This is a genomic window from Acinetobacter sp. ESBL14, from assembly GCF_036668815.1.
In the GTDB taxonomy this organism is placed as follows: Bacteria; Pseudomonadota; Gammaproteobacteria; order Pseudomonadales; family Moraxellaceae; genus Acinetobacter; species Acinetobacter gyllenbergii.
Map to the genome: position 1 here is coordinate 1 of NZ_JAZEVS010000001.1, position 26,305 is coordinate 26,305.

General features: G+C 40.9%; 25 protein-coding genes and 4 tRNA genes. 24 read left to right on the top strand and 5 right to left on the bottom strand.

Annotated features, from left to right (window positions below; genetic code table 11):
* Together filE and filF are read left to right on the top strand one after the other, a co-directional pair.
* Positions 1–831 (top strand): putative pilus assembly protein FilE (gene filE, locus V6E90_RS00005; RefSeq protein ID WP_332604137.1); only part of this gene is annotated, 831 nt, incomplete at its 5' end.
* 19 nt (positions 832–850) lie between these two features.
* Positions 851–2,842 (top strand): putative pilus system protein FilF, encoded by a 1,992-nt coding sequence (gene filF / locus V6E90_RS00010; RefSeq protein WP_332604138.1) that lies wholly within the window; start codon positions 851–853, stop codon positions 2,840–2,842.
* Between the two features lie 41 nt (positions 2,843–2,883).
* Here the strand turns inward: filF and V6E90_RS00015 are convergent, their stop codons facing one another.
* Positions 2,884–3,432: an NUDIX hydrolase gene (locus tag V6E90_RS00015; protein WP_016541544.1), complete on the bottom strand. Its 549-nt coding sequence runs from the start codon at positions 3,430–3,432 to the stop codon at positions 2,884–2,886.
* Between the two features lie 121 nt (positions 3,433–3,553).
* On the opposite strand from V6E90_RS00015, the gene V6E90_RS00020 reads away from it, so the two are divergent.
* The 7 genes from V6E90_RS00020 to fghA all read left to right on the top strand — a co-directional run bounded on the left by V6E90_RS00020 (position 3,554) and on the right by fghA (position 9,646).
* Entirely contained in the window at positions 3,554–4,168 is a 615-nt protein-coding gene (locus V6E90_RS00020) for a CoA pyrophosphatase (protein ID WP_167539962.1), read from the top strand.
* 24 nt (positions 4,169–4,192) lie between these two features.
* Positions 4,193–4,720: a gamma carbonic anhydrase family protein gene (locus V6E90_RS00025; RefSeq protein WP_167539961.1), complete on the top strand. Its 528-nt coding sequence runs from the start codon at positions 4,193–4,195 to the stop codon at positions 4,718–4,720.
* A gap of 131 nt (positions 4,721–4,851) precedes the next feature.
* Entirely contained in the window at positions 4,852–5,550 is a 699-nt protein-coding gene (gene tsaB, locus V6E90_RS00030) for a tRNA (adenosine(37)-N6)-threonylcarbamoyltransferase complex dimerization subunit type 1 TsaB (protein ID WP_023270758.1), read from the top strand.
* 8 nt (positions 5,551–5,558) lie between these two features.
* Positions 5,559–6,380 carry an undecaprenyl-diphosphate phosphatase gene (locus tag V6E90_RS00035; protein WP_004655558.1) on the top strand — a complete coding sequence of 274 codons (822 nt, stop codon included), beginning with the start codon at positions 5,559–5,561 and terminating at the stop codon, positions 6,378–6,380.
* Positions 6,380–7,189 carry a class I SAM-dependent methyltransferase gene (locus tag V6E90_RS00040; RefSeq protein ID WP_023270757.1) on the top strand — a complete coding sequence of 270 codons (810 nt, stop codon included), beginning with the start codon at positions 6,380–6,382 and terminating at the stop codon, positions 7,187–7,189. Before V6E90_RS00035 ends, V6E90_RS00040 begins: the two co-directional genes overlap by 1 nt.
* A 203-nt stretch (positions 7,190–7,392) precedes the next feature.
* Complete coding sequence (locus V6E90_RS00045) at positions 7,393–8,838, top strand: C13 family peptidase (RefSeq protein ID WP_332604139.1); 1,446 nt, start codon at positions 7,393–7,395, stop codon at positions 8,836–8,838.
* Entirely contained in the window at positions 8,807–9,646 is an 840-nt protein-coding gene (gene fghA / locus V6E90_RS00050) for an S-formylglutathione hydrolase (RefSeq protein WP_332604140.1), read from the top strand. The genes V6E90_RS00045 and fghA overlap by 32 nt, the downstream gene beginning before the upstream one ends.
* Positions 9,647–9,736: 90 nt before the next feature.
* Here the strand turns inward: fghA and V6E90_RS00055 are convergent, their stop codons facing one another.
* The gene (locus V6E90_RS00055; RefSeq protein WP_332604141.1) at positions 9,737–10,744 is read right to left on the bottom strand and encodes an OmpA family protein; all 1,008 of its coding nucleotides are present in this window, start codon (positions 10,742–10,744) and stop codon (positions 9,737–9,739) included.
* 127 nt (positions 10,745–10,871) lie between these two features.
* Positions 10,872–11,147 (bottom strand): DUF2218 domain-containing protein, encoded by a 276-nt coding sequence (locus V6E90_RS00060; protein WP_023270754.1) that lies wholly within the window; start codon positions 11,145–11,147, stop codon positions 10,872–10,874.
* Between the two features lie 181 nt (positions 11,148–11,328).
* On the opposite strand from V6E90_RS00060, the gene rpe reads away from it, so the two are divergent.
* From rpe to V6E90_RS00130, 14 genes are all read left to right on the top strand, one after another.
* Positions 11,329–12,015 carry a ribulose-phosphate 3-epimerase gene (rpe, locus tag V6E90_RS00065; protein WP_016541555.1) on the top strand — a complete coding sequence of 229 codons (687 nt, stop codon included), beginning with the start codon at positions 11,329–11,331 and terminating at the stop codon, positions 12,013–12,015.
* 368 nt (positions 12,016–12,383) lie between these two features.
* Positions 12,384–12,809, top strand: a complete 426-nt coding sequence (locus tag V6E90_RS00070; RefSeq protein WP_065343594.1) for a hypothetical protein — start codon at positions 12,384–12,386, stop codon at positions 12,807–12,809.
* A 69-nt stretch (positions 12,810–12,878) separates the two neighbouring features.
* Positions 12,879–14,795, top strand: a complete 1,917-nt coding sequence (locus tag V6E90_RS00075) for a copper resistance system multicopper oxidase (protein WP_332604142.1) — start codon at positions 12,879–12,881, stop codon at positions 14,793–14,795.
* Entirely contained in the window at positions 14,782–15,684 is a 903-nt protein-coding gene (locus tag V6E90_RS00080) for a copper resistance protein B (protein WP_332604143.1), read from the top strand. The genes V6E90_RS00075 and V6E90_RS00080 overlap by 14 nt, the downstream gene beginning before the upstream one ends.
* Before the next feature lie 82 nt (positions 15,685–15,766).
* A complete protein-coding gene (locus tag V6E90_RS00085; protein ID WP_016541559.1) occupies positions 15,767–16,267 on the top strand; it encodes a hypothetical protein in 501 nt (166 codons plus the stop codon).
* A gap of 269 nt (positions 16,268–16,536) precedes the next feature.
* Positions 16,537–16,854 carry a DMT family transporter gene (locus V6E90_RS00090; protein WP_004655532.1) on the top strand — a complete coding sequence of 106 codons (318 nt, stop codon included), beginning with the start codon at positions 16,537–16,539 and terminating at the stop codon, positions 16,852–16,854.
* 17 nt (positions 16,855–16,871) lie between these two features.
* A complete protein-coding gene (locus tag V6E90_RS00095; RefSeq protein ID WP_023270750.1) occupies positions 16,872–17,360 on the top strand; it encodes a methylated-DNA--[protein]-cysteine S-methyltransferase in 489 nt (162 codons plus the stop codon).
* 347 nt (positions 17,361–17,707) lie between these two features.
* Positions 17,708–18,928, top strand: a complete 1,221-nt coding sequence (gene argJ / locus V6E90_RS00100) for a bifunctional glutamate N-acetyltransferase/amino-acid acetyltransferase ArgJ (protein ID WP_332604144.1) — start codon at positions 17,708–17,710, stop codon at positions 18,926–18,928.
* A 143-nt stretch (positions 18,929–19,071) separates the two neighbouring features.
* On the top strand, positions 19,072–20,136 hold the full coding sequence (nadA, locus tag V6E90_RS00105; RefSeq protein WP_004655525.1) for a quinolinate synthase NadA: 1,065 nt from the start codon (positions 19,072–19,074) through the stop codon (positions 20,134–20,136).
* 143 nt (positions 20,137–20,279) lie between these two features.
* Positions 20,280–20,356, top strand: a tRNA-Pro gene (locus V6E90_RS00110).
* A 68-nt stretch (positions 20,357–20,424) separates the two neighbouring features.
* Positions 20,425–20,501, top strand: a tRNA-Arg gene (locus V6E90_RS00115).
* A 36-nt stretch (positions 20,502–20,537) separates the two neighbouring features.
* A tRNA-His gene (locus V6E90_RS00120) sits at positions 20,538–20,613 on the top strand.
* 4 nt (positions 20,614–20,617) lie between these two features.
* A tRNA-Pro gene (locus V6E90_RS00125) sits at positions 20,618–20,694 on the top strand.
* A gap of 724 nt (positions 20,695–21,418) precedes the next feature.
* On the top strand, positions 21,419–21,928 hold the full coding sequence (locus V6E90_RS00130) for a hypothetical protein (protein WP_332604145.1): 510 nt from the start codon (positions 21,419–21,421) through the stop codon (positions 21,926–21,928).
* A 501-nt stretch (positions 21,929–22,429) separates the two neighbouring features.
* On the opposite strand, the gene V6E90_RS00135 is transcribed toward V6E90_RS00130, so the two are convergent.
* Both V6E90_RS00135 and V6E90_RS00140 read right to left on the bottom strand, forming a co-directional pair.
* Positions 22,430–23,485: a phage portal protein gene (locus V6E90_RS00135; RefSeq protein ID WP_332604146.1), complete on the bottom strand. Its 1,056-nt coding sequence runs from the start codon at positions 23,483–23,485 to the stop codon at positions 22,430–22,432.
* Positions 23,482–25,248: a terminase large subunit domain-containing protein gene (locus tag V6E90_RS00140; RefSeq protein WP_332604147.1), complete on the bottom strand. Its 1,767-nt coding sequence runs from the start codon at positions 25,246–25,248 to the stop codon at positions 23,482–23,484. Before V6E90_RS00140 ends, V6E90_RS00135 begins: the two co-directional genes overlap by 4 nt.
* A 184-nt stretch (positions 25,249–25,432) precedes the next feature.
* On the opposite strand from V6E90_RS00140, the gene V6E90_RS00145 reads away from it, so the two are divergent.
* Positions 25,433–26,275, top strand: a complete 843-nt coding sequence (locus V6E90_RS00145; protein WP_332604148.1) for a GPO family capsid scaffolding protein — start codon at positions 25,433–25,435, stop codon at positions 26,273–26,275.
* The last annotated feature ends 30 nt before the right edge of the window (positions 26,276–26,305 follow it).

The following is a 26,305-nucleotide window of genomic DNA, read 5'->3' on the forward strand; positions in this document are numbered from 1 at the left end:
GCTTCAAATGCTTCAAATGCTTCAAATGCTTCAAATGCTTCAAATGCTTCAAATGCTTCAAATGCTTCAAATGCTTCAAATGCTTCAAATGCTTCAAATGCTTCAAATGCTTCAAATGCTTCAAATGCTTCAAATGAAGTTATGTCTTCTACAGGATTTAGCCAAGTTGATGGAGTTGATTATGTCAATAATGAGTATTTGGAAAATCAAGAGTTTAATTTAGATGGAAAAAAACGTTTTTATACCATGCCAGATGGTACTGGACGTATGGAAACCATAGAAAGAAAAAAAGGGGTGAGTCGCTCAATATTAGATAAACTATTGAACCGTTCTCAACAAGCAACTGCACCCATTGCATTGTCTGGAACTTATGTGCGTTTATCGAGTGAGGACCTAAAATCTGCATTTGAAGATGATCGTTGTTTTTTAGAAGGTTATAAAAAATCGATCAAGACCTTGACACTGAAAAAAGATGTCGGACTATGGCCACGAAAACCATTGAAAGAAAAGTTTGAATATGAGGTCGTAAAACTGGATCCTGCAATTGAATATATGCAGATAGACTCTTATGCTTCAAACAATGAAAAACCTGTTTATTATTGGCCTCTTGTTGTATTCCTCAATGAAAAAGGTTGTATCGAAGAAGGCGTGAGTGGCTTTAAAAATAGTCAAGTCGCTGCGACAATGTTGCAACATTCTGCGCTTCAGGGTGTGATAAAAGTACCGAAAGACGCGCATTATATCATGATGACTCCTTTAGCATCGGCAGTGGATGTTTCTGAGCAAGAGCTCTCTAATCAAGGACAGATTAAAATTTCTGTTTTACAGTAAGTACGGATAGGATGAACCAATGATGAATAAAAAAATATTATTGCCATTTGCTCTTTCAACATTGGCTGTTTTTTTACATGGATGTGGTGGCGAAAGTAGTAAAATTAATGAAGACCCAAACAAGGGTGTAAGTGGAGTGACGACGAGTACAAGCTGTAATCCAACAGCAAGTAATTGTGTTGAGTTCATTTTAGACTACCCGATTGCGGGACTAAATTTTGATTGTAGTAGCGATACTGTAAATCACTTTGCAACAAAGGAGGACGGCGGTGCTGCTTCTGGCGCATGTAAGGTGAGCGATACAGTAAGTTTTTATTTTCAAGGTAAGGAATCTCGTAAAATCAGTCTTGGTGCTGTGAAGCTAGATGATATTATTAAGGTAAAAGATCCAGAAAATAGGTTAGCCCCGCCTGTAATCCGTGTGATTGATATGGCTAGAGCTTTAACAGGCCAAGCTTTGCCTCAATCTATTGAGCCAAGTAATGATACTATTCGTGTGGCATTGGCAATAATAAAAATATTCAATGGCATTAGTTTAGAGCAAGATGATAATGTCAAGGGTGATATTCAGCCTATTGAGCTCACAGCAGAAAAGAAAGATTTATTGTCTGTATTAAATCAGGATATTGGCGTTACTGAATTAAAAGATGGGTCTTATGTCAACATATTAAAACCTTGGGTGGATGTAAGCTCGATTTCGGATAATGATGCGTTGCTTATGCTCAATCAATTGCTTAATCTGAGCAACGCTGGGGTATGGCAAATTGAACGTCCAGTATTTAAAACCAGTAGTAATTTGACGACTGCTCTTCCAGATGGATTTTTTGGTTGTAATCAAGAAGACTATGCAAAGTGTATGGATCCGAAGTTAGGAACGGGCCTCATTCATTCTATGGGGCGTGCATTTTTGTTAACAGATCGTCAAGGCTATGCGATCGGGTCTGGAAGTCAATGGAAAGGTCCAGCCACGATTGTCAAAGATGCGAATGGGACAGATATTGTTTCAGCACCCTATATGTCGTTATCGACCAAAGTTAAACCAACAAGATTGCAAGTGAATGCACAAAACGCATGGTTTAATTCGATTACACAGGAAGTTAATTCTACTTCTCCTCTACAAATGAGTGTATCTGACAATGTTGCTGATAATTTGAAAATAACTGGAGGGAAACTGTTTAATGGTCATACCATTCCCGGTATTGACTCCATTTACAGAAAATTACTCAATTTAAAGGCGACAGATCCTGTAAATACCAATAATTTAGGACGTTGGACACAGACGATTGATGCAAGAAACTATTCGGGACGAGTTGAGTTCTATAAAGTGAATCCAATTCTCTCTCTTTCGAAGAATATTTTTAAAGTAGAAAGTAATGTGAAGGTGGGGGAGAAATACTATTTCCCACTCTATGCAACATTAACCTTTAGGTTTTCAGAGCCCAACCTGACTCCAATCGATTTAGGGATTGTGATTGATGAACATGGGGATATTCGAACCGATATTAAAGCAGGTTCAACTGATACCGATATGAGTGGTGTGTGTGGTACGGTTCAATCATTAAAGGATGATGGAACGATTTTAGACAGCAACAACCAAGTACAGTATCGTGTTGGAACAGCCACAGCAACTTCATTTACTGCTACTGATAAGTCCTTTCCAGTACGGATGATGTTTGCAAATTCTAAATTTGGTTTTATTAATGGAACGTATTTAGGATTGAATTTATCGGATGCTTCAGGCGCAAAAATCAATGTGAATAATTTAATTTCGGGACAATCTTCAAATATTAATCTCACGAGTTTTTCTGGCGGTGCGGCTACTTGGGATAATGGTTATGCTCGCGATATGTTCACTTACGTAAAACTCTATGATGCTTTAGAGAGTAAAAATAACTATGTACCGCCTAGCATTGAAGATCGTGAGTTTGCAAAACGCTACTTTGGTACAGTGACGTTACGTATCGCAGATCAAACTCTTCCTGCATGTAAAGCAATTAAGATCAAGTCTTAATAACAGAATAAAAAAAGACCGCTGAGGCGGTCTTTTTTTATTTAACCCGTATGATCGAGCCGTGTTCCCAGTGTTTCTAGGTGGGGAGGGAACTGTCCGGTTTTACGGTCAGCAAAATAATGTCGGAGGGTTTGTTCTACACTCGGAAAAGCTAGTTCAGTCCAAGGAATTTCATGTTCTTCAAATAGGCGACATTCAAGACTTTCCTCACCAGCACCGAATAAACCTTGTTTTAAATGCGCTTTAAATAGCACGTAGATTTGGCCAATACGTGGAATATTGTACATACAATACAGTTGTTCGATTTCTACTTCGGCCTCGGCTTCTTCACGGGTTTCACGTGCAGCGCCTTGCTCCATGGTCTCAAATAATTCCATATAACCAGCAGGTAAGGTCCATAGACCATAGCGAGGCTCAATTGCGCGGCGACATAACAGCACTTTATCATCCCAAAGGGCCAATGCACCACAAATCACTTTGGGGTTTTCGTAGTGAATGTTGCCACAATGAGTGCAGACAAGTCGTGTTTTATGATCACCTAGTGGAATTTTTGCTTCAGTTTGATGTCCACATGCAACGCAAAAGCTCATAATTATCATCGGCCGTAGAGATAGCTCAGCATAACTGAATTTTGATGACTTCGCATCATGATCTATGATTGCAGTTAAAATTTCGGCTATGATGCTGGATAAGGAAAAACAGAAAAAAGAGATGAGTCATATGGAAGAACCATCGTTAACACAGCTTTTACAACAACGGTTGCGTTTTTCCAAACGAATCCAGCAGGCAGATGCCGCTGTTTTGATTGCAATTACCCAAGAGCCGCAACCCAAAGTTTTACTGACCCGCCGTTCAATGCAACTGTCTCAACATGCGGGGGAGGTATCTTTCCCTGGTGGCAAACGGGATCCAAGTGATACCAGTAATATTGTGGTTGCTTTACGTGAGGCACAGGAAGAAACAGCCTTAAATCCTTTTGATGTGAAGCTGCTGGGAGATTTACCAATTCAGCGTGCACGAAGTGGTCTCTCGGTTAAACCGATTGTGGGATTAATCCCTGCTCAAGTTGAATTAATTGCTCAGCCGACAGAAATTGATCGAATCTTTTTTGTCCCTTTACAGGAACTGATTGATGCACCGCCGTTACCTTATGAGGTGCGTTTAGCTCGACAGTCGCTTTATTTTCCTAGTATGCAGGTTGAGAGCGAAATAGTTTGGGGACTGACGGCTCGGATGCTGATTTCCTTGTTTCAGTACGGATTGGGTTATCAAAAAAATTGGCCGTTTTTGGTGAACCCACCTCACTTTGGTATTGCAAAGTTCTAATTTTTAAAAGAGTTTTTTATCATGATGTATACCTATCAGGGATTGAGTCCAAAAGCTTTACATGAACCTTGGGATGGTTGGGTTGCACCCACGGCGACTGTAATTGGTCAGGCTGAATTAGGGCGACAGGTCAGCATTTGGTTTGGTGCTGTGGTTCGTGCCGATAATTGTGTGATTCGGATTGGCAACTTTTCCAATATTCAGGAAAATGCCGTGTTACATACTGACGCGGGCATTGAATTAAACGTGGGTGAATATGTCACGATTGGGCATAAGGTGATGCTGCACGGTTGTACGATTGGTGATAATTCCTTAATTGGTATGAATGCTGTGATTTTGAATCATGCGGTGATTGGCAAGAATTGTATTATTGGAGCCAATGCACTGATTCCAGAAGGGAAAGTGATTCCAGACAATTCAGTGGTGATGGGATCACCAGGTAAAGTGGTGAAAACCTTAGATGAGCAGGGGGCTGCCCGATTGCGTTTAAGTGCATTGCATTATGCAGAACATTATAAAAATTTCTTAGATTTAGAGCCGTTCCAGTTCTAATCATTCCAGTCAAAGAAGCCAAGTTGATACTTGGCTTTTTTATGGTGATAAAAACACAATAACTCGCCTATCGTGTTTGAGTGGAGTATGATACTCGACGTTTTTTATCTCTTTTTCTCTAAGGTTTTTGCATGAAGTTGCTTGCATTGGAAACTGCAAATGAGCAGTGTTCTGTTTCATTAATTGATGATACTCAAGAACTCTATTTTCAATTGGATGAGCGAACCAAGGCACAAACTCAAACTATTTTACCTTTAACTGAACAAGCCCTGTTGCAAACCAATACGCAATTGGCTGACTTAAGCGCGATTGCTTTTAGTCGTGGCCCAGGTTCATTCAGTGGTGTGCGGATCAATGCGGCGGTAGCACAGGCCTTAGCATGGTCACAAGATTTACCTGTTATTCCTGTTTCAAGTTTACAGGCTTTGGCACAGGCGGCTTATCGTCTTAATGGTCTAAAACAAGTGACGGCTGTTCTTGATGCACGTATGCAAGAAGTCTACATTGCCAATTTTAGTCTGGATGAGCAGGGCATCATGCAGGCCATTGATGATGAGAAATTGTTAAGTTATGAACAGGCCACAGCATATTGTCAATTTACAGCGATTGGTTCGGGTTCAGAATTAATTAAGCCAACTGCGATAGACTCGGAAGCGGCTTCCAGTCAGCACACGTCAAATGTCAACATCAAGGCAACGGCGCAGGATATTGCGAGCATTGCTCGAGTCTATGCGGCGCAGCAAAAATGGGTGGATGCTGAACACGCATTGCCTGTGTATTTACGTGATGATGCTTGGAAAAAAATTCCCGAACAAGGCAAAGCGAACTAAGGTTAATTATGGATCTTTTATTGCTATTTAAAGCAGCGATCATGGGGTTGGTAGAAGGGATTACTGAATTTCTACCAATTTCAAGTACAGGACATTTGATTTTAACTGGTCAACTGTTGGATTTCTGGACGGTTGAAAAACGAGATATGTTTGCGGTGGCTGTACAGATTGGTGCAATTGCAGCCGTGATCTATGAATATTGGGGTAAGTTGTGGGGTGCACTGATTGGCGCACTCACAGGACAAGAGCAAGGTCGCCGCCTAAGCCTGAATCTGATTATTGCCTCGATTCCAATTGTGATTATTGGTTTGACCTTCGGTGATGTGGTCAAAGCCTATTTGTTTAATGCCATTACTGTTGCGATTGCCTTGATTGTCGGTGGTTTTATTATTTTATGGGCGGAACGTCGTCCACATCAGATCGTGACTCAAGAAGTTGATGATTTGAGTTTTAAGCAAGCGACTTTAATTGGTTTGATTCAGTGTTTGGCTTTGATTCCAGGAACGTCTCGTTCAGGCTCGACCATTATTGGCTCATTATTCTTAGGCGTATCACGTAAAGCTGCGGCAGAGTTTTCCTTCTTTTTAGGGATTCCAGTGCTGATGGGTGCAGGCTTACTGGATATGTACAAGATGCGTCATGAGTTGCATAGCAATGATATGGCCGTGTTAGGCGTAGGAATCATTGTTGCCTTTGTTTCTGCTTTGGTGGTGATTCGCGCTTTGATTCGTTATGTATCCAAGCATGACTTCACTGCATTTGCTTATTATCGCATTATCTTTGGTTTGTTTATTCTTGCAACATGGTGGACAGGTTGGGTGCATTGGTAATGCAAATCGGGTGTTGGTATCAAACGGAATATGAACAGTCGTTTCAACAACTGCACACGCATTTGGCTGAACTGAATGTGCAGCTCAACGGGCAGGCGGTTGAAAAGGTGAATGCACGTTTTTTACGTTTGAATCCTGACATGGCATTGGTTTTGGATGAGGATGGACTTAGTCTTGCTGCCAATGGCATGAAAATGCAGCCGGATTGGCGTGCAGAAATTCCTCGCCTAAAAAGAGCCAGCCTGAAATCTGAAATGATTGCCAGAGCCTGTCAGTTAGGTGAAAAGCCAACCTTAATTGATGCCACTGCGGGGTTAGGTCATGACAGTTTACTCATGGCCTACCTTGGTGCGAATGTTCGTTTGATTGAACGTCATCCGATTCTGTTTGTGTTATTGGAATACAGCAAAGCCAAAGCCGAACAAGATCCATTTTTGCAAAGCTTTATGCAACGGATCGAGCTGATTTATGCAGATTCCAATACCTATTTACAGCAATTGGGGCAGCAAGGTGAACAGGTGGATGTGGTGTATTTAGATCCAATGTTCCCGCAGCGTGATCAGAATCAGCAAGCCGTAAAAAAACAGGCGCAAGTCAAAAAACAAATGCAATTGTTGCATATGTTGTTGCCTGAGGATGGCGAGATGGATTTAGGCGATCAACTGCTGGATCTGGCGCAAAAAATTGCCAAACGTGTCATTGTGAAGCGCCCACGCCATGCAGTTTATCTGGCAGATCAAACGCCTGATCATCAATGGCTTGGTGATGCTTGCCGTTTTGATGCATATTTTCCAAAAGGTCAAATTTGAATCAGAATTGAATGATTGTTTGGCTTGCGTCAATGCTCGGTAAAGATTTGTGATATAGTGCAAAAGCATGATTGCTAAAAAATTCTTGTCGAGCTTACACTACAGTCACGCATCGCGTCTTTTAGGAAAAGTACTGCGCATTCAATCATTAGAATGGCATATTTTCAGTTTAGGCTTGAAAAGAGAAACTCCCGAAGAATTTTATGATCGACCTCAAACCCTCTATTAATATCTGGCATGATTTTAAAAGTAACCAAATTGCTGGAATGTGGTTGTTCCTCGGGTCACGTCGTTCCTTGCAGGTCGTTCATCCCTCGATTACCCAGCTGATTATTTGGGGTATTTTAGGGGGCTGTACCAACTCTTTATATAGCTGGTTGGTGGCTGGACAAGTCGGAGAGTTTAATGCTCAAGGTCTGATTGGTTATGCACTTTGGCCGTTTATTGCGCTCATTGTTGGTATTTTCCTGTCACAACGCATGAACCAGCCGCGTCTGATGTTGGTGCCTGCCTTGTTATGGCTCGTATTGGATACCAATATTCTATTGTTGCAATGCGCCATTCAGTATTTGGGCTCAAACGGCTATCTTAACTTTATCCCTGACAGTATTTATAACGGATTCTTACCACCTTTATTTGTTGGCCTCTTTGTTTGGCAAAGTTTGGCAGTGATCTGGGTTTTTTCACGTGCCTTGAATTGGCCGTGGTGGGAACGTGCCTTGGTGTTTGTGGCAACCATTGCCACCATGGTGGTTTGGCAACTTTCAGTGAAAGATCAGCCGATTTGGAAAGTCGAGGCAACACCACCAAGTTTTGCAGAAGATGCTTTTTATACGCAAAGTCATTTATTAGATAAAGCGCTGGATCAGATTCAATATGGAGATATCGCCAAAAGCCATTGGTATTTTATGGGGGTGGCAGGTGATAGCTATGTGGATGTATTTAAATCTGAAATTGAGCGCATAAGAGAACAATTTGACACCCGTTTTGGCACTTTTGGGCGCTCGATTATGCTGATTAACAATCCAGCAACACGCTTGGACGTCCCAATTGCCTCTAAAACCAGTATGGAATTGGCTTTACGCCGTATTGGCCAGCAAATGAATCGTGATAGCGATGTGCTGTTTCTTTATATGACTTCACACGGCGAACGCAATCATTTTGAAATTGAAAATGCGCCTTTGAATTTAGATCAGGTTGATCCAAAATGGTTAAGAGAGACATTGGATAAATCGGGCATTCGCTGGCGTGTCATTGTGATTTCTGCTTGTTACTCAGGTAGCTTTATTCCAGCACTACAGTCACCTGATACTTTAATTATTACCGCATCTGCTGCAGATAAAACCTCGTTTGGTTGCAACAATGAAGCGGATTATACTTATTTTGGTCGAGCATTCTTTGATTTGGCGATGCGCGAACAATACTCAATGAAAACTGCATTTGAGCAAGCCAAGCAAACTGTGACCAAATGGGAAATAGCACAGGGTGTAGAGCCTTCTGAGCCACAGTGGGCGATTGGCCGCAATATGGAACTCATGCTGCCGCAGCTTGAGCCTTATTTATTTCCAACGCAAAATATCGCTTCAACAGATATAACCAAAACACAGGATGATGAACATGCAGCTACTGCAAAAAAACCGTTGTTTTGAGGGTGAGCAACGTATTTATCAGCTGGAGTCGCAACATTTAAAGGGAAGTAGCAAGGTGGGCGTTTATTTACCTCCTGCAGCTTTAGCGGGTAAGCCTTGTTCCGCTTTGTTTTATCTTGCGGGACTGACTTGTACCGAAGAAACCTTTGCCATCAAAGCACATGCACAACGAATGGCTGCTCGATTAAGTCTGATTTTGATTACGCCCGATACGTCTCCGCGTGGAGATAATGTGGCTCAAGGCGATCACTGGGATATCGGTCAGGGTGCTGGTTTTTATCTCAATGCCACACAACAGCCTTGGGCAGCACATTATCAAATGGAGTCTTATCTAGTTGATGAGTTGTATGCGCATGTCTTGCAAGAATTCCCCGTGATTGAAAACCAAATTGGTATTTTCGGACACTCAATGGGTGGGCATGGTGCTTTAACTTTGGCTTTTAAATACCCAGAGCAATTCAAGTCGGTTTCGGCTTTTGCACCGATTTGTGCGCCGAGTATTTGTCCTTGGGGGGAAAAGGCATTCACCCAATATTTAGGTGCAGACCAACAGCAATGGCTCGCGCATGATGCGACAGCTTTGGTACAGCAAAAGGGCAGTGTGTTTGATGAAATTTTAATTGACCAAGGTTTGGATGATCAGTTCTATGCGCAATTGAATCCTGAAAAGTTCAAGCAAGCTTGTCTGGATGCAGGGCAGCACCTGACGTTACGCCAGCACAAAGGCTATGATCACGGCTATTATTTCATTCAAAGTTTTATCGATGATCATTTACAGTTTCATGCGATTCAATTAGAAAAAAATTAACAACCAAAAGGTTGTTTTTAGGGGGCTGTTGTTTGAACCTATAACATAAGGCATAGCTGAAATGCCAACAGCCCCTAATTTGTTAGACGATTATAATTTTACTAATTCGACTCTTCTATTTTTTGCTTTACCTTCTTCACTCTCATTACTTGAAACCGGTTTGCTATCACCAAAGCCTTGCGCCTTTAAACGGGATGAGTCAATCCCTGCATCAGTCAATGCTTTGACGACGGCTTGTGCTCTTGCCTGAGAGAGTTTTAAGTTATGTGCTGACTCACCTGAGTTATCGGTATAGCCATTAATTTCAAGCTTGAGAGCACCATCATTTTTTAATAAATTCAGTATTTGGTTAATTTGTTCATCTGAATTTGCTAGCAGTGTTGCTTTATCTGTTTCAAAGTTAATTTGTATATCCACTTTATTATTTTGATCTAAAGCTGCTTTTAACTGGTTTGCCGATAGGGCTTGTGCGGTGATTGCTATAGGTCGGGTTTCTAAGACCAATAAACCCGCTGATAGTCCACTTTGAGTGATTTGAAACCAGATATTTCGATGATTTTGATGAATTACATAGCTTTGAGTTGGATTGTTATAAATATCACCTAATCCATCGACATAAGCGACGCCATATTTTTCTGAAAGTTGGCTAGCGAGCGCTGTCGGGATTTTACTGTCTGTAATTTTTTTCCCGCCTAAGCTGCTAATCACAGCATCTAAATTACGCTGTAACTCCAAGAAAGAGGCCGCTTTGTTATTCTCTTCCGCATCAATTCGTCCATTAAAAAGCTGACCTTCAACTTTCTCTAATCGATCTCCGACCCAAAATTCCATTTGAGCGAAGTTTTCAGTGGATTGATGAGCAAAATGATAGCCTTTAGGCAGTTGAATAAATGGAAAATCTCCAAGTTCAACATTCGAAATCGGAATTTGATTGATACTGAAGCTAGCTGTTTTTGACGGGGTTTCTGCTGATTGATGTTCTGTTGTCGCGGCACTTGTTTCGGCTGCCTCATGCTTTTCTTGTTTTTTGCTACAACCGACGGTTGCTAGGCTGATGATTGCCGTCATTAATATGACCGATGAAAGTTTCTTATTCATATGCTTTCCCTATTTAAGGCATACATGATATCCAAAACAAAATACTATTTTTAATTCATCTGATTTAAGCTGACAGATTGAATTGAAAGACTGATCTGCCAGCTGATTGAACACTTTCTTCAGTTTTTTAACTATGTCGCCATTCCGCTACAAATTCCTGTTGTGCCATACGATTTAAATGATCAATGACGACTTGTTCCAGACGAGCCACATCTTCTTGTTGATTTTCAATCAGTACAGTCAAATATTGTTCCTGTGGTGTGAGTGTTACAGTGGCAGTTGGCATGAAAATTTTTGAATGGGTTTCGGTTTCTAGGACTTCAAATTTATGTTTCCAATGATTCAGTAAACGCTTACTGATTCGTTTCCCTTCAGTGGTTGTGATTTGAGTCGTACTGTTCATGTTTAAGACATCCTCTTATTTCACTTGATACCATAGCAAAGCTGAGAAAAGATAAAAATAGTGCAGATGCAACGTGGTGTTGCAAGTTTGCAATGCCCTAATAATGACTTTGTAACAGACTTAAGTCCGCTAAATTTGCTATAATCGATGCATCATTTTCTTAGAGTTTGCCAGGTCATCCATGTCCAAGCCTTATTTGATTGCGCCTTCGATTTTATCTGCTGATTTTGCCCGTTTAGGTGAAGATGTAGAAAAAGTTCTAGCGGCAGGCGCAGACGTTGTACATTTTGATGTGATGGATAACCACTACGTACCCAACCTGACTTTTGGAGCAGGTATCTGTAAGGCATTAAAAAGTTATGGTATCAAAGCACCGATTGATGTGCATCTAATGGTTTCACCTGTTGATCGTATGATCGGTGATTTCTTAGAAGCTGGTGCAGACATTATTACCTTTCATCCAGAAGCAACCGATCATATTGACCGTTCGTTACAGTTGATTAAAGCTGGTGGTGCCAAAGCAGGCTTGGTGTTCAATCCTGCAACACCGTTGCACTATCTCGATTATGTATTGGATAAAGTCGATCAAATTTTATTGATGAGCGTCAACCCTGGTTTTGGTGGACAAAAATTCATTCCGATGACGTTGGAAAAGTTACGCCAAGCGCGTCAAATTATTGATGCCAGTGGCCGTGATATCCGTTTAGAAGTGGATGGCGGAGTAGGGCCAGCCAATATTCGTGAAATCGCAGAAGCAGGTGCGGATATGTTTGTCGCAGGCTCAGCGATTTTTGGTCAACCAGATTATAAAACGGTGATTGATCAAATGCGTGCAGAGTTGGCACAGGTTGGTGCAAAAGAAGTTTAGTATTTTCATTCTATTCTTCATATAAACTTGTGGATAACTTTGTTTATAACTCGGTGGATAACCGTGTTGATAACCAGGTGGATAAGATGTTGTTAAAATAAACAAAATGATTTCAGTTGCTTATATTGACAACAAAATGATGAAAAAAGGACAGTTTTCTGTCCTTTTTTTGTGCATTAACTTATTCATTTTGCTTTATTTTTGCTCATGGCTCTTGAGGTGCCGTTTAGCTTGATAAAACAGCATTTTGGCGCGATGTATGGATGGAATTATCGAAATTCAAACATAAAGATGGTTGTGTATAACTGCAAAAGAAATTATCCTACCCCTATCGAATTATTTTTTGATGATTGGAATAAGGAACATAAGTGCAACTTCTTAAGCGATACAAACGCCTGTGGTTTGTATTCCTGATGATATTTTTCATCGGGGGAAGTGGTGTGGCTGTTGCTGCTGTTCAAGCGATTCAATCTGAGCAAAATACTTCAACTTCTATTCCCACTACGGCATGCCATGATCAGCAAATGATGGATCAACATCATCATATGCCAAGTTCAAAAAGTGCCCCATTGAGTTTAGCACAGTGCCATGATGGGAAAATGCACAGTGATCAACATTGTCTGGACTGCAATAGTACCTCACATTGTCAAAGTATTAATCTAGGCTTAGATCAACATAGCCCAAGTTTAACATCATCGCCATTTTTAGAGTTGAGTACCCGTACCAATACGGCTTATCAAGCTCGACACCTTGCTGGTTATTGGCAAGAGATTTTACGCCCTCCTAAAGCCTAATCTGTCTTTATAGGCTCTTTCTGTCTATGAAAAGAGCAATTTGAAAAGTTAACAGATTAGGAAATTATCATGTCTTCAAAACTATATGCTGGTGTTGTTGCTAGCTTAAGTCTATTGTTTGCCCCTTATACGCTGGCTGCAATTAAAGAATATCATCTGAACATTAATGAAGGGACGGTGAATGTCACCGGCAAACCCGTCAAACGCATTACTGTAAACGGTAAATTTATCGCCCCGCTATTAGAGTTTGAAGAGGGTGATGAAGCCGTGATTCATGTGCATAACCAACTCAAAAATCAAGATACCTCTTTGCATTGGCATGGATTGTTATTGCCTGGGTTGATGGATGGCGTGCCTGGTTTTAATGGTTTCCAAGGGATTAAGCCAAATGGCAGTTTTGAATATCGTTTTAAAGTACGTCAAAACGGCACTTATTGGTATCACGCACATAGCAAGGGACAGGAACAAGACGGTTTGTATGGCGCGTTGGTGATTTATCCAAAAGGCAAGCAACCTGTTGCTGCACATGAGAAAGCTGAACGTGATTATGTAGTGATGTTGTCGGATTTCCATGAAACGGAAAGTGACAAGATCATGGCAAATTTGAAAAAGTCTGCTGAATACTATCAAAACCATCGTGAAACACTGGGTGATGTTTGGAAACAAGTTAAAACGCAGGGTATAAAAGCCACGTGGCAAGATCGTTCCGCATGGAATCAGATGCGTATGGCCAAAACCGACATGGGTGATGTAGACGGCTATACCTTCTTGGTCAATGGTCAGACCCCACAACAAAACTGGACTGGTGCTTTTAAAGCAGGTGAAAAGGTACGTTTACGTTTTATTAACGCATCGGCAATGTCTTTCTTTGATGTGCGTATTCCCAACTTAAAAATGACTGTGGTCAGTGCCGATGGTCAGCCAGTCAAGCCTGTTCCTGTGGATGAGTTCCGTATTGGTACAGCTGAAACCTATGACGTGTTGGTTGAACCAAAACAGGCCCATTATCAAATCGAAGCGGAATCGATTGATCGTACGGGCTTTGCTATTGCTTCATTGCACAATGACATGACACCCAATACCCAAGCAGTTCAAATTCCTAAAGCGCGACCACGTGCCTTGTTGACCATGGAAGATATGGGCATGGATCATGGTTCACATGGTCAGATGGATATGGGCAAGATGGATCATAGCCAGCACCAGATGCCACAAGACCAAGCGAAAACTGCAACAACCTCACAGCCAGCCATGGATCATAGTGCACATGGCCAAATGAATATGGCGAATATGGATCATAGTCAGCATCAGATGCCACAGGACAAGGTGAAAACTGCAACAGCCGCGCAACCTGCTATGGATCACAGTGCACATGCTCAAATGGATATGAGTAATATGGACCATAGCCAGCATCAATCAGCTGCAACTGCTGAAGCATCAAACGCGGATACTGTACAAGGTTGGGCCAATGCGGCAACGCCTGCGGGGCATAAGGCGTTAAGTTATGCAGATTTACAATCCTTAAACCCACAGCCTGAGAACTATAGTCGTCCAGCAGAACGTGAAGTGGTGATTCGTTTGGGCGGTACTATGGAGCGCTATATTTGGACCATTGATGGCAAGAAATTTAGCGATCCTGACTTTAAACCTTTAACCGTGCGTTATGGCGAGCGTATCCGACTCAAATTTGTCAATGAAAGTATGATGGCGCATCCGATGCATTTGCATGGCATGTTTATGCAGCTGGAAAATGGTCAAGCACCACAGGATATGCCAAATAAACATACCTTGGTTGTGCCACCAGGCAAGACGGTTACGGCTTTACTGACTGCGGATGAAATTGGAGAGTGGGCGATCCATTGCCACCTGTTGTATCACATGAGTGCGGGCATGATGAGTAAGTTGATTGTCGCTAATGTAGACGGAAGTACAGCTGCACCAGCAACCCCTGTTCAATCTTCTCAAGGAGCAAGCCATGCACATCACTAAGCGATCTTCTAAGATGAAACGTTATACGCAATTATTGGCGATGGGTGGATTGGTCTCTTCTTTAAGTACATTCACTTTTGCACATGAAGGACATGATCATTCAATGCAAATGGATATGTCAGCACAGCAGAATATGCCCATGAGCGCTTCTGCTGCGATGGATCATTCGCAACATCAAAACTCAACTATTCCTCCACAGACGAAAAATAAAGATGAACATGCGGGCCATTATAAGGAGCATGGTGGGCAGATCTATCAGGCGACACAGTTAGATACGCAATGGATGTTGGATGAAGATGGGCAGGGCACACTCAAATCCAAGTTAAAAACTTGGGTGGGAACCGATGAAAATAAATTATTCATTATTGCCGATTATGCCAAGGCCGAGTCAGAAAAATCGGAGCAAAGTCTGGCTGCGCTATATAGTCGGAATATTGCAGACTTCTGGGATGTACAAGCTGGGGTGAATTACCGCTATAACCCTGATCGTGAGATGGATAAGGAACAATTTGAGGGTGTCGTCGGCTTGCACGGTATGGCTCAGTATTTCTTTGAAACCGATGCACATCTGTATGTCGGACAAGACCAACAATGGCGCTTTGTGTTGGAAACAGAACGAGATCTATTGCTGACGCAAAAGTTGATTCTGCAACCATATCTAGAAATGGAGTGGGTACTGCGGGATGAATCCAAGTATGCGGCTAAAACTGGTCTTGCCGATGCGGAAGTGGGGATCAAAACCCGCTATGAAATCGTCAAAAACCGTGTCATGCCTTTTATTGATGTCGGCTATGGTTATAGCAAAGGGCGTAAAGAAACCAATTGGCAAACCGCCAGTGATTCTAAAACGGGTTGGGTTTATGGCGCAGGTCTTTCGCTAAAGTTCTGATATTTTGTTTAAAATGTCATTTTTTCGAGATACTGTTGGTTTATACTAACAGTATCTTTTTTGAGTCATTCATGGTGCATAAATGGCTTTAGAACAACAACACAATCCAATAATAGATAAAGCAAACTCGTCGACCAATTTACGAGAAAAAGCTGCACGTGTGTCGGCCTCTCAGCTTGAATTGATTCCTACCGATGGCAGTATGAATGTCAGTTTTTACTATATTCCCCATATGAGCAGTGCCGTAGAAGTGCTGCGCGTTAGAAAAGCATTACTCTCTTTTTCAGATCAATTGATTGAACACGGTATTGATTTAGAAGCGCGTCATTTAGCCCTCTATCATCAAGATGCCATTCCTGAGGTAACAGCAGCATTACAGCGTTTAAATCTCGGTGCAGAATTACAGCAGACCCTGCCACATTATGAACCATTGGAACTGTCCACGGCTCAACACGAATCAACTCAGAATAAATCTATGCCACCGAGTGAAAGTGTCTTGAGTCTGATGCAACAGTTTTTCTCTGCTGTTTTTGAGAAAGTGAGGTTATGGATAAAAGCGGTGAGAAATAAACAGGATCAATAAGATGCCAATATAACTGGCGTTGCAAGAGCTCACTATCTCGACAGAATACAGGCATTGGCGCATGTGAGTTGATGCGTGTCGATCAAATTATCTAGCAGTAACTCATCTCAATAGAAGGTTCATATTTTCAATATCTTAGTCATTTTAGATACATAACAAATCACATAATTTTCATGTTTTACAGTACACTGCTGCACCTAGGAGGACGACCTCCCTCGAAAGAATCACGTTGGGACGACCTGACAATCGATAAAGTTGAGCGTAATAAAATGGCATGGGCAATTTTAATTTTGGCAGGTATTTTTGAAGTCATTTGGGCATATTCCATGAAGATGTCTGAAGGATTTACCAAGTTAACGCCAAGTATCGTGACCATTGTTTTCATGATTTTAAGTGTGGTATTACTTTCCATGTCGATGCGGACTCTTCCACTTGGAACGGCCTATACGATTTGGACGGGAATTGGAGCAATTGGATCATTTGTTGTTGGTATTTTGATCTTGAATGAACCAATGACGGCTATGCGTATGATCGCAGCGGTATTAATCGTTTCAGGTCTTGTGTTGATGAAATTGTCATCAAATTAATGTTTTAGGAGAGTGTGATGCAACTGGTGTATATGTACATGGATTCTCCTGTCGGTGCATTAAAACTGGTTGCACATGATCAGGCGCTGGTCGCCGTGATGTGGGACAATGAAGATCATAAACGGGTACGGCTTTCTGAATTGATAGAAGATCGTCAGCATCCAATGCTGCATAAGGTTAAACAACAATTAGAACAGTATTTTGCAGGACAGCGTCAGCAATTTGATTTGCCTTTGGACTTTCAAGGCACCGCATTTCAGCAACAGGTTTGGCAGGCTTTATTGACTATTCCTTATGGCGAAACACGGAGTTATAAAGAGATCGCCGTTCAGTTGGGCAATGAAAAAGCCGTGCGTGCAGTTGGGGCAGCCAATGGTAAGAATCCGATTTCGATTATTGCGCCGTGTCATCGGGTGATTGGGTCGAGTGGCGCATTAGTTGGTTTTGCAGGTGGTTTGGATAAGAAGCAGATTTTACTGAGTTTGGAACAAAGTAAATCTACTTAGTTCATGGATAAAAACTCGATTTTTCTGATTATTTAGCATAAGCTTTTAAGGCAAGGTTTGGTATATAAACCTTAGTAGATTTTTGATACGCGGAAACGTCACCCGCAACCTGCCCGATTTAAAGAAGATGCAAATATTGTATTGATGATTGAAATTAGATAGATGCAAGAAATGAACAGGTTTTGCGGGTGACAAATGGTTTTGCCTACTTTTCCCGAAAGAAAAGTAGGTCGAGCCGAAGGCTTACCCAGAAATGGGATGAAAGTTCAATAAGACTCCGATGAAATAAATCTCTTAATTAAATATCAAACTAATATCTTTAAAGCTCAATTAATGGAAGTTTAAAAATGGCTGTTGGTGACGTAACAATGCCACTTATGCATGTGGTGCAGGGTGTAAAAATTGGCTCAACTGAGGCGTATGTACGTTATCCAAATCGACGAGATCTAGTCATTTTTGAATTTGCTGAAGGCTCGAACGTTGCGGGAGTATTTACCCAAAGCGCTTTTGCAGCTGCGCCTGTTCAATTAAGTAAAAAGCATTTGGCAGAAAACACACCACGTTATCTGATTATCAATACAGGCAATGCTAATGCTGCAACAGGCACAGTCGGTTATCAAAATGCAGAAGCCACTTGTGCCAAGTTAGCTGAATTAACGGGTGTTCAAGCCAATCAGATTTTACCCTTTTCAACTGGTGTGATTGGAGAGCAACTCCCCATTGAACGCTTAGTGCAAGGCATTCAACCTGCATTAAATGATTTAAATGCGGATCGTTGGGCAGATGCTGCATCAGGCATCATGACCACAGATACCACACCAAAAGGTGCATCTGAACAGTTTGAGCTGGATGGTGTGAGCTATACCATGACAGGAATCAGCAAAGGTGCAGGCATGATTCGTCCGAATATGGCGACTATGTTGAGCTTCGTTGCAACCGATGCGCCGATTCGTGTTGAATTGGTACAGCGTTTATTGCAAACCACGGTTGAGCATTCTTTTAACCGCATTACCATTGATGGTGATACCTCGACCAATGACTCTTGTATCTTTGTGGCAACAGGTCTAGCTGGCGGTGCTGAAATTCAAAGCCAAGACGATGCACGTTATCAACAAGTGCTCGATGTGCTTGCACGTATCATGAATCGTTTGGCGCAATTGATTGTACGTGATGGTGAAGGGGCGACCAAGTTCATTACCGTTCAGGTGGAAGGCGGAGCCAATACCCAAGAATGTTGTGATGTTGCTTATAGTGTTGCTGAGTCGCCACTTATTAAAACAGCTTTATTTGCCTCAGATCCAAACTGGGGTCGTATTGTGATGGCGATTGGTAAGGCGGGTGTACCAAACCTAGATAGCAGTAAAGTTCAAGTCTGGCTGGGTGATGTCCAGATTTGCCTAGATGGTGGGGCAAACCCAGACTATACCGAAGAAGCGGGCGCAGCCGTCATGGCTGAGAAAGAAATTAGCATTCGTATTGACCTCGGTCGTGGTACAGCAAAAGACACGGTTTATACCTGTGACTTTTCTTACGACTATGTCAAAATTAATGCCGATTATCGCTCATAAATTTGCGTTATAATAAAGCCTCCACAGTGGGGCTTTTTTTATAAGCTAGTTTGTGGATGAGGTGATTTTTCCCAAATGATCACGCCATTACCCACGTTAAAAGTTTGCAGTAATGCAAGCACGCAGGATAGAGAAGACGTTTTATGAATGATGCGAATTTAATTGCGAACGAAGCCAAAAATATTGTGCAGGCGCATTTAGATCGTTTGGGCGAGCCAAAGGACAATAGCCTTAGCCCAGAAGTGAAACAAGAAAAGTTTGCCCAAATTGCAGCCGAGTTGAAAAAGCGCAATGCAGTGCTAGTGGCTCACTATTACTGTGATCCGGAAGTGCAAGAGCTTGCCGAACTGACTGGTGGCTGTGTTTCTGATTCATTGGAAATGGCACGTTTTGGTCGTGATCATCCTGCAACAACCCTTGTGGTGGCAGGCGTAAAGTTTATGGGCGAAACCTCTAAAATCTTATCACCTGAAAAAACCGTGTTGATGCCAACTTTAGAAGCAACCTGTTCACTTGATTTGGGTTGCCCTGTGGATGAGTTCACAGCATTCTGCGATCAGCATCCTGATCATACTGTGGTGGTGTATGCCAATACCTCAGCGGCTGTGAAAGCGCGTGCCGATTGGGTGGTGACATCAAGTTGTGCGGTTGAGATTATTGAGCATTTAGATAGTTTGGGTGAAAAAATTATTTGGGCACCAGATCAGCATTTAGGGCGCTATATTCAAAAGAAAACCGGCGCTGAAATGTTGTTGTGGGATGGTGCATGTATCGTGCATGAAGAATTCCGTGCGCGTGGTATTGCGCAGATGAAAGCGCTCTATCCAGATGCTGCGGTACTGGTCCATCCTGAATCACCTGAATCGGTGGTGGATATTGCAGATGCAGTGGGGAGTACTTCACAGCTGATCAAAGCTGCACAGACTTTGCCGCATAAACAAATGATCGTGGCAACAGATCGGGGCATTTTCTACAAAATGCAGCAAGCAGCGCCAGATAAAGAATTATTTGAAGCACCAACTGCAGGTGAGGGGGCAACTTGTCGTTCATGTGCACATTGCCCGTGGATGGCAATGAATGAACTTGATGGCATTTTGCATGTATTACAGCATGCTGATCAAGAAATACACGTTGATCCAGCCCTAGCTGAACGTGCGAAATTACCCTTAGATCGAATGTTGAACTTTAGTGCTTCTTTGAAACGCTAAAATGTCTGAAAATGCTTGTTAAATATACATTTGATAAGGATTTATTAGTTTTTTAGAAAATAGGTGTTGACGTTCTAAGGCGTCGCGCCTAGAATGCACACCGTACCGCACGATGTGCGATACAATAAAAGCTGAAAAGAAATCGGAGCATAGCACAGCCTGGTAGTGCACCTGGTTTGGGACCAGGGGGTCGTAGGTTCGAATCCTACTGCTCCGACCATTTAAAATATGTTGAAAAACATAGTTTTAAATATCGGCGAAGTATCGTGATAGTATTATCATCGTTATGCGCCTGTAGCTCAGTTGGATAGAGCATCCGCCTTCTAAGCGGATGGTCACAGGTTCGAATCCTGTCAGGCGCGCCATTTGGCAGCTTGGTATATAGAATCAAAGTTTTGATGGTGGATGTAGCTCAGTTGGTAGAGCCCTGGATTGTGATTCCAGTTGTCGCGGGTTCGAATCCCGTCATTCACCCCAATTTCGGAGCATAGCACAGCCTGGTAGTGCACCTGGTTTGGGACCAGGGGGTCGTAGGTTCGAATCCTACTGCTCCGACCATTTCATTGATTATCAATGATTTAATTAAATATTCCCTCCTTACTGTAATAAATACCACATTGTATTTACGGATCTTTTATTCGATCACTAGAGCCAATAAAAGCATTCCCAGATTCCCATTTCATTCCCAAAAAATTGATTGATAAAGACTCAAATATCAGCAAATAGGGGGAAATTGATAATCCCATTAGAATTTTGATGTTAGTCAATTTTAGAAGTAATAAAGTAATATCTAATAAATAACTTATAAATTTCAACAAACTAAGATATGCACTTGATGTAATTTATTAGAAATATTTAAGTAATTACTTACTGTTAAAAAAGGTCATTTCACATATTTTATATATATATTAAAATCAATTGGTTATGAAAAATTACCTATCGTATTACAAAAAATTACTTAATTGTGTAATCAATAATAATATTTAAAAACAATTGTTTATATGTGTTTCTTACTTTATTACTTCAATCAAAAGGCGAAAGGTAGTACATGACGGATATCTGTGCTTTTTTTAAATTTAGGATCTGAATTTTGTGCTGATCATTTTTTGATGTAAGCATAACTTTTGCTTTAGAATATTTGATTTAGTCCCACACATGCACTTCGAATCTAGATTGTTCACCTAAATTCACTAAGCTTAATTTTCAGCTCAGTGAATCTAGATTGTTCAACCGATTTTAACGAGCTGAATTTTCAGCGCGTTAAATACTCAAGGGTTTAGTTATGAATTTCCAGTCTGTTCAAAAAGCGTTTGACGAATATATTTTGCGATTTGATTCATTTCCTGATCTGATTCTTATGGGTAGAGGTTTTCAAATAAATTTCTTAAATGAAAATCCAGCGCCTAACTGGAAAGTATTATTAGAATCAAAATCTGAAATTACCGAAGTAATGGGGTGTAAAGTAATTCTTGTTCCGTATCATGATTATGAATATAAATTTGGTTTTTATGAGTTTGATGATTTAGAGCAATATAAAAATCATGTAATTGATGATGCTTATAGAAAGTCTACAGATTCATTTCACATTTATAAAAATATGCCATCTAGTTCAGATATTAAGCCTTGGGAATCATTACCAACAAGAGGGGCTATCTGGGACCCTTATTTAAAAATTCCATTTTCAGTCCAAGAAACATTTAAAAATGCAAATATTTCAAAGATAGAAATTGAGAAAAGAAAACAGGATTACAGTATTAGAAAGGGCATCTATGAGCCAGAACCGAGGTTTTAGTATTTTGCAGTGAAATGCAGTATAAGAAAATTAGCCTAAGCAGTAGAACATCCTAATCGCAACGAGCCTATCAATCCATTTATCCAGTGACCCACCTTGCAGTAAATCAGCCCTATTTGTAAACCGCAGGTGGGGTGGGCAACTGCGCGGGGACGTCCAAGGCCTAGGGAGGGTTTAGATGATAGGCATTATCATTTATGTATTTTTACATAAAAAACAATGATTTACTTGGTTAAACTTGAGAGGGAAGCGAAAATACCTCTTATGAAGTTAGTTAAGTTGCTGTTTTTAGGGGAAATTGTAATGAATGAAGAAGTAATGAAAGTTCAACTAAACTTGTAGAGTTGAATGAATTGTTAATGCTTATTAAATCAGCTGAATTAGATCATTCTTATTTTATTGGTGATATTCAAAAGCTAAATTATGATATTGATATGATATTAGAAAGATTTAGACCATAAAAAAAAGCCCTCAAATATGAGGGCTTTTTTTTAAACTCCTTTATTTTATTTCAAGTTCTTTAAATCTAATAATTTCATCGCCAGCTAATTCATTAAATCTAAGCATACGTGTTTTTAAAGGTTCTATCTCATTTTGATAAAATGCATCCGTTGCCGATTTAATGTCACCAAAGCCACCAGCATTACTTGGGACGATGCCCATTAACTGTGGTGGAATTCTAAGTGAAGCTAAAACATCATCACGGGTTATAGATTTAATATGGGTGAAGTCATCCTTAGCAGCTATTTCTGAAGTTGGAATTACTTGGATGCCATCTTTTTTGCCATTCGGACTGTAAAAGAAAAGATTACGGAAGTTGCCTGGTCCTTTACTTTCTTTTAGTGCTTGTCTGAGTGCTGTAATGTCATTCGGATCTGAAGCTGGATCGTTCACATATAAAATGAAACCAGCATGTGAACCATTGTTGTAGTATTTGCGTCGAAACAAAGTAGCAGACTCATTTAACCAAGCACTCTGCAAAGCAGATATATATTCTGGTGTACCATAGATTTCTTGATCGATGTCAGTTTCACGGATTTGTAAAATTCGATCTGCAGGGAATTCAAATTCTTCATATCCCTTTTTGCCATGATTTAAATAGAAATACTGTCCATGTTCCCCGCCAGCTCGTGTGTATTTTGCCAAAGCTGGTTTGTATTCAATAGTATTTTTGAGTCGTGACTTTACGTCTTCCATATAAGCATTTCCGCACCATACATAGTCCAATGCCAATTGCTCAAAAGACATTTGACTTAAACGAGGGTGGGGGATGAATAATTTCGCTAAAAAGTTTCTTTTAAGGCAAATTCCACTACTTAGATATGGAGTTGATTTCCAACTCTTAGATAATCCCACCAAACTGACCTGTGGTTCATACCAACGGCCATTAAACCAACATTCCATATAATTTGATAAATCATTACCGTCCATGATTGGTACTGCATCACCGAATGAAAATGCTTCTACTTGTTGCTTTGCCCCCGATGATTGAGTGCTTTGCGGTAAATGATTGAGCGCAGTGGTTACCAAACCTTTTGCTATTGAAAAAGGGTTCATGAATAAATCTCCAACATAGATGTATTTGTTTCTGTAATTCCAGCCAAGGGCTCGTTATAGATGGCGTGCATGAGTGCCCATGCGAGATCCGCATGACCGATCTCTTCAGATCGTCCAGCCGAGAAAGTGATTTGTTTTTGACTTGAGGTTAAAGTCTTTTTAATACTCATTAATGATTGAGCGAGATCCTTGTCGCCAGCATCAAATTCAAGTCGGCCGTTACGGATGACATCCAGTGTCTTATAGACAAGTTGGGATTTCACTTCAGGCGAATAATTGAAAGTAGTGAGAGCAGGGAAGAATGCGCGGACTAATTCAGCAACCCCATACCCCATGCCAGTGGTATCGATACCAATATAAGTAACGTTGTACCTTAATGTGATGGCTCGGATATGTTCTGCTTGTTGTGAAAAATCATCACCTTTAAATTGATGACGTTCAAGGACGCGAAATTTACCACCAGGTACAGCTGGAGGAGCAACAACAACAAGACCCGCATTGTCTCCAGTCAAAGCTGGATCGTATCCAATCCAAACAGGTTTATTTGCGAAAGGCCTGTTATGCCAGACTTTGAAATCATTCCAGATTTCAAGTGTATCAACCATGCAGATCTGCAGCATGCTAAGTGGGAACATGGACTGGCCATCATCCACAAATTCACACATCAATAAGTTTGCATAATCTTCTGGCGAATATTCAAATTTGAGTTGTTTAATATCAAATAAGTCACAGCCACCCGCTACCGCATCCTCGACCGTAACAATTTGCCTCCAAATTCTGTCAGCACATTTTTTACCTTTGGCCAAGGTTTTATGCGTGATATCAATTTTTAAGTGGTCGGCTTTCGGTTTACCTTTATTGAATCGAGATCCTGTCCAATGTGCATAGGCTTCGTGGGTGATCGTAGAGGGTGTTGAAAAGTATGTTTTGCGCCATTTTTTATGCATGGCCATACCAGATGCAACTTTCTCTAATTCATTGAATCCATAGGTCCAGAAAATTTCATCAAAATATAAATTACCGTGATGTCCTTGGGCAGTCCTGTAGTTCGTACCTAAAAATAACAGTTCGGCACCATTAGATAAGACAATCGGGTCACCAGTGAGTTCTACACCACATACCTCAGAAGCAAAGGCTTTGATATAAAATTTAAAAATATGAGCTTGGGCTTTAGATGCAGACAAGAAGATTTGATTTCGTCCAGTTCTCAATGCATCGATGAGGGCTTCACGGGCAAAATAGTAAGTCGCACCAATCTGACGACTTTTTAGAATCATGCGTGAACGTTCGTCCATTGCCCGATACCAAGTCCATTGGTAATCGAATAGATTTTCTTCAAATGCGAGGATGAGCTCTTCGATTTGCTCTTCAGTAAAGTGATTGGGAATGCTTTTACGTTCTGTATGACGCTTACGAATATTGGGATTTAAATCCGCTTCAGATCCACCATTTCGATACTTTTCAACACGGGCAAATTCTTTATATGCTCGCATTAACATATCGATTTCTTTGATATCACCAGAAGTTTTTTTATTTTTTAAAATCAATGTCATTAAACGGACAGTTAATGCATTTTCAACTCTGTTTTCTGGTTTTTCCTTTTCCCAATCCTCGCGTGTTTTCCAAGCCTGAACAGTTCGTTCATTCTCGTTGAGTACTTCTGCAATATCGACAATTTTCCATCCAAGCCAGTAAAGGAATTTAGCCTTCAGCTTGTTGTCCATAATCAGATGCAAATTGGCAATGGGGGATAGATCATTCATTTAAAAATGTTTGCTGGATTAATCATCCGCAAACATTCGCAATTTCTTAACTACTATTCAGTCTGTACCAGTTGTATATCGGACTTTTACAACTTCAAGTGTTTGCAGCAGATATGCATGATTGCCCATTCTGCACCTATTCGAAAACGTGAATTTTTCCATAATTTCATTGATAGGTTTGCAAATGAGCAAAGAAGAAAAGAAATACAAATCGAAGTGGTTTCGTATTGCTGTAGCAGGGGATACCACTGACGGTCGTGAAATCCAATCTGATTGGATCATTCAAATGGCTCAAAGCTATGATCCAAATACCTACGGTGCTCGTATCAACATTGAGCATTTACGAAGTGTTTATCCTGGTGGAACTTTTGGTGCTTATGGCGATGTACTGGCTTTAAAAACAGAAAAAGTAACCATCAATGGTGAAGAAAAAGATGCTTTGTTCGCCCAAATCGAACCAACCGATAATTTAATTTCTCTGAATCAGCAAAAGCAAAAAGTCTATACATCGATTGAAGTTGATGAAAACTTTGCCAAAACAGGAAAAGCATATCTGATTGGTTTGGCCGTGACAGATTCACCAGCATCTCTTGGTACTGAAATGTTGGCATTTGCTGCTGGAGCTAAAGTAAATCCACTCAATGAACGTAAACAGCGCCCAGAGAATTTATTCACCGCTGCTGTGGAAACTCAAATTGAATTTGAAGAGGTCAAAGAACCTCAATCCTATTCCGCTGGCTTACTCGACAAAGTAAAAAAACTATTTTCTAAACAAGAAAAAAACGAGCAAAAGTCAGCGGAATCATTCTCTGAACAAGAAAACGCGATTATCGAAATTGCGACAGAAACAGCAGAGCAGGGCAAAGCCGTTTCTAAATTAGAGAATGATTTCAGCACTTTAAATACTGCACATGAGCAGCTTAAAAATGAATTTAACGATCTGAAGCAAAAGCTCAATGGTGAACCTGATTCTGAACCACGCCCAACCTCGGGTAACTCCCAATTCACCGAAGTTGTCGATTGTTAATCCCACGATAAAAATATAAAGAGTACATTC

What these genes read in the sequence shown, in the direction of transcription:
- filF (WP_332604138.1), top strand. Translation starts at nt 851, where the DNA reads ATGATGAATAAAAAAATATTATTGCCATTTGCTCTTTCAACATTGGCT.
- V6E90_RS00015 (WP_016541544.1), bottom strand. Translation starts at nt 3,432, where the DNA reads ATGAGCTTTTGCGTTGCATGTGGACATCAAACTGAAGCAAAAATTCCA.
- V6E90_RS00020 (WP_167539962.1), top strand. Translation starts at nt 3,554, where the DNA reads ATGAGTCATATGGAAGAACCATCGTTAACACAGCTTTTACAACAACGG.
- V6E90_RS00025 (WP_167539961.1), top strand. Translation starts at nt 4,193, where the DNA reads ATGTATACCTATCAGGGATTGAGTCCAAAAGCTTTACATGAACCTTGG.
- tsaB (WP_023270758.1), top strand. Translation starts at nt 4,852, where the DNA reads ATGAAGTTGCTTGCATTGGAAACTGCAAATGAGCAGTGTTCTGTTTCA.
- V6E90_RS00035 (WP_004655558.1), top strand. Translation starts at nt 5,559, where the DNA reads ATGGATCTTTTATTGCTATTTAAAGCAGCGATCATGGGGTTGGTAGAA.
- V6E90_RS00040 (WP_023270757.1), top strand. Translation starts at nt 6,380, where the DNA reads ATGCAAATCGGGTGTTGGTATCAAACGGAATATGAACAGTCGTTTCAA.
- V6E90_RS00045 (WP_332604139.1), top strand. Translation starts at nt 7,393, where the DNA reads ATGATCGACCTCAAACCCTCTATTAATATCTGGCATGATTTTAAAAGT.
- fghA (WP_332604140.1), top strand. Translation starts at nt 8,807, where the DNA reads ATGCAGCTACTGCAAAAAAACCGTTGTTTTGAGGGTGAGCAACGTATT.
- V6E90_RS00055 (WP_332604141.1), bottom strand. Translation starts at nt 10,744, where the DNA reads ATGAATAAGAAACTTTCATCGGTCATATTAATGACGGCAATCATCAGC.
- V6E90_RS00060 (WP_023270754.1), bottom strand. Translation starts at nt 11,147, where the DNA reads ATGAACAGTACGACTCAAATCACAACCACTGAAGGGAAACGAATCAGT.
- rpe (WP_016541555.1), top strand. Translation starts at nt 11,329, where the DNA reads ATGTCCAAGCCTTATTTGATTGCGCCTTCGATTTTATCTGCTGATTTT.
- V6E90_RS00075 (WP_332604142.1), top strand. Translation starts at nt 12,879, where the DNA reads ATGTCTTCAAAACTATATGCTGGTGTTGTTGCTAGCTTAAGTCTATTG.
- V6E90_RS00080 (WP_332604143.1), top strand. Translation starts at nt 14,782, where the DNA reads ATGCACATCACTAAGCGATCTTCTAAGATGAAACGTTATACGCAATTA.
- V6E90_RS00085 (WP_016541559.1), top strand. Translation starts at nt 15,767, where the DNA reads ATGGCTTTAGAACAACAACACAATCCAATAATAGATAAAGCAAACTCG.
- V6E90_RS00090 (WP_004655532.1), top strand. Translation starts at nt 16,537, where the DNA reads ATGGCATGGGCAATTTTAATTTTGGCAGGTATTTTTGAAGTCATTTGG.
- V6E90_RS00095 (WP_023270750.1), top strand. Translation starts at nt 16,872, where the DNA reads ATGCAACTGGTGTATATGTACATGGATTCTCCTGTCGGTGCATTAAAA.
- argJ (WP_332604144.1), top strand. Translation starts at nt 17,708, where the DNA reads ATGGCTGTTGGTGACGTAACAATGCCACTTATGCATGTGGTGCAGGGT.
- nadA (WP_004655525.1), top strand. Translation starts at nt 19,072, where the DNA reads ATGAATGATGCGAATTTAATTGCGAACGAAGCCAAAAATATTGTGCAG.
- V6E90_RS00130 (WP_332604145.1), top strand. Translation starts at nt 21,419, where the DNA reads ATGAATTTCCAGTCTGTTCAAAAAGCGTTTGACGAATATATTTTGCGA.
- V6E90_RS00135 (WP_332604146.1), bottom strand. Translation starts at nt 23,485, where the DNA reads ATGAACCCTTTTTCAATAGCAAAAGGTTTGGTAACCACTGCGCTCAAT.
- V6E90_RS00140 (WP_332604147.1), bottom strand. Translation starts at nt 25,248, where the DNA reads ATGAATGATCTATCCCCCATTGCCAATTTGCATCTGATTATGGACAAC.
- V6E90_RS00145 (WP_332604148.1), top strand. Translation starts at nt 25,433, where the DNA reads ATGAGCAAAGAAGAAAAGAAATACAAATCGAAGTGGTTTCGTATTGCT.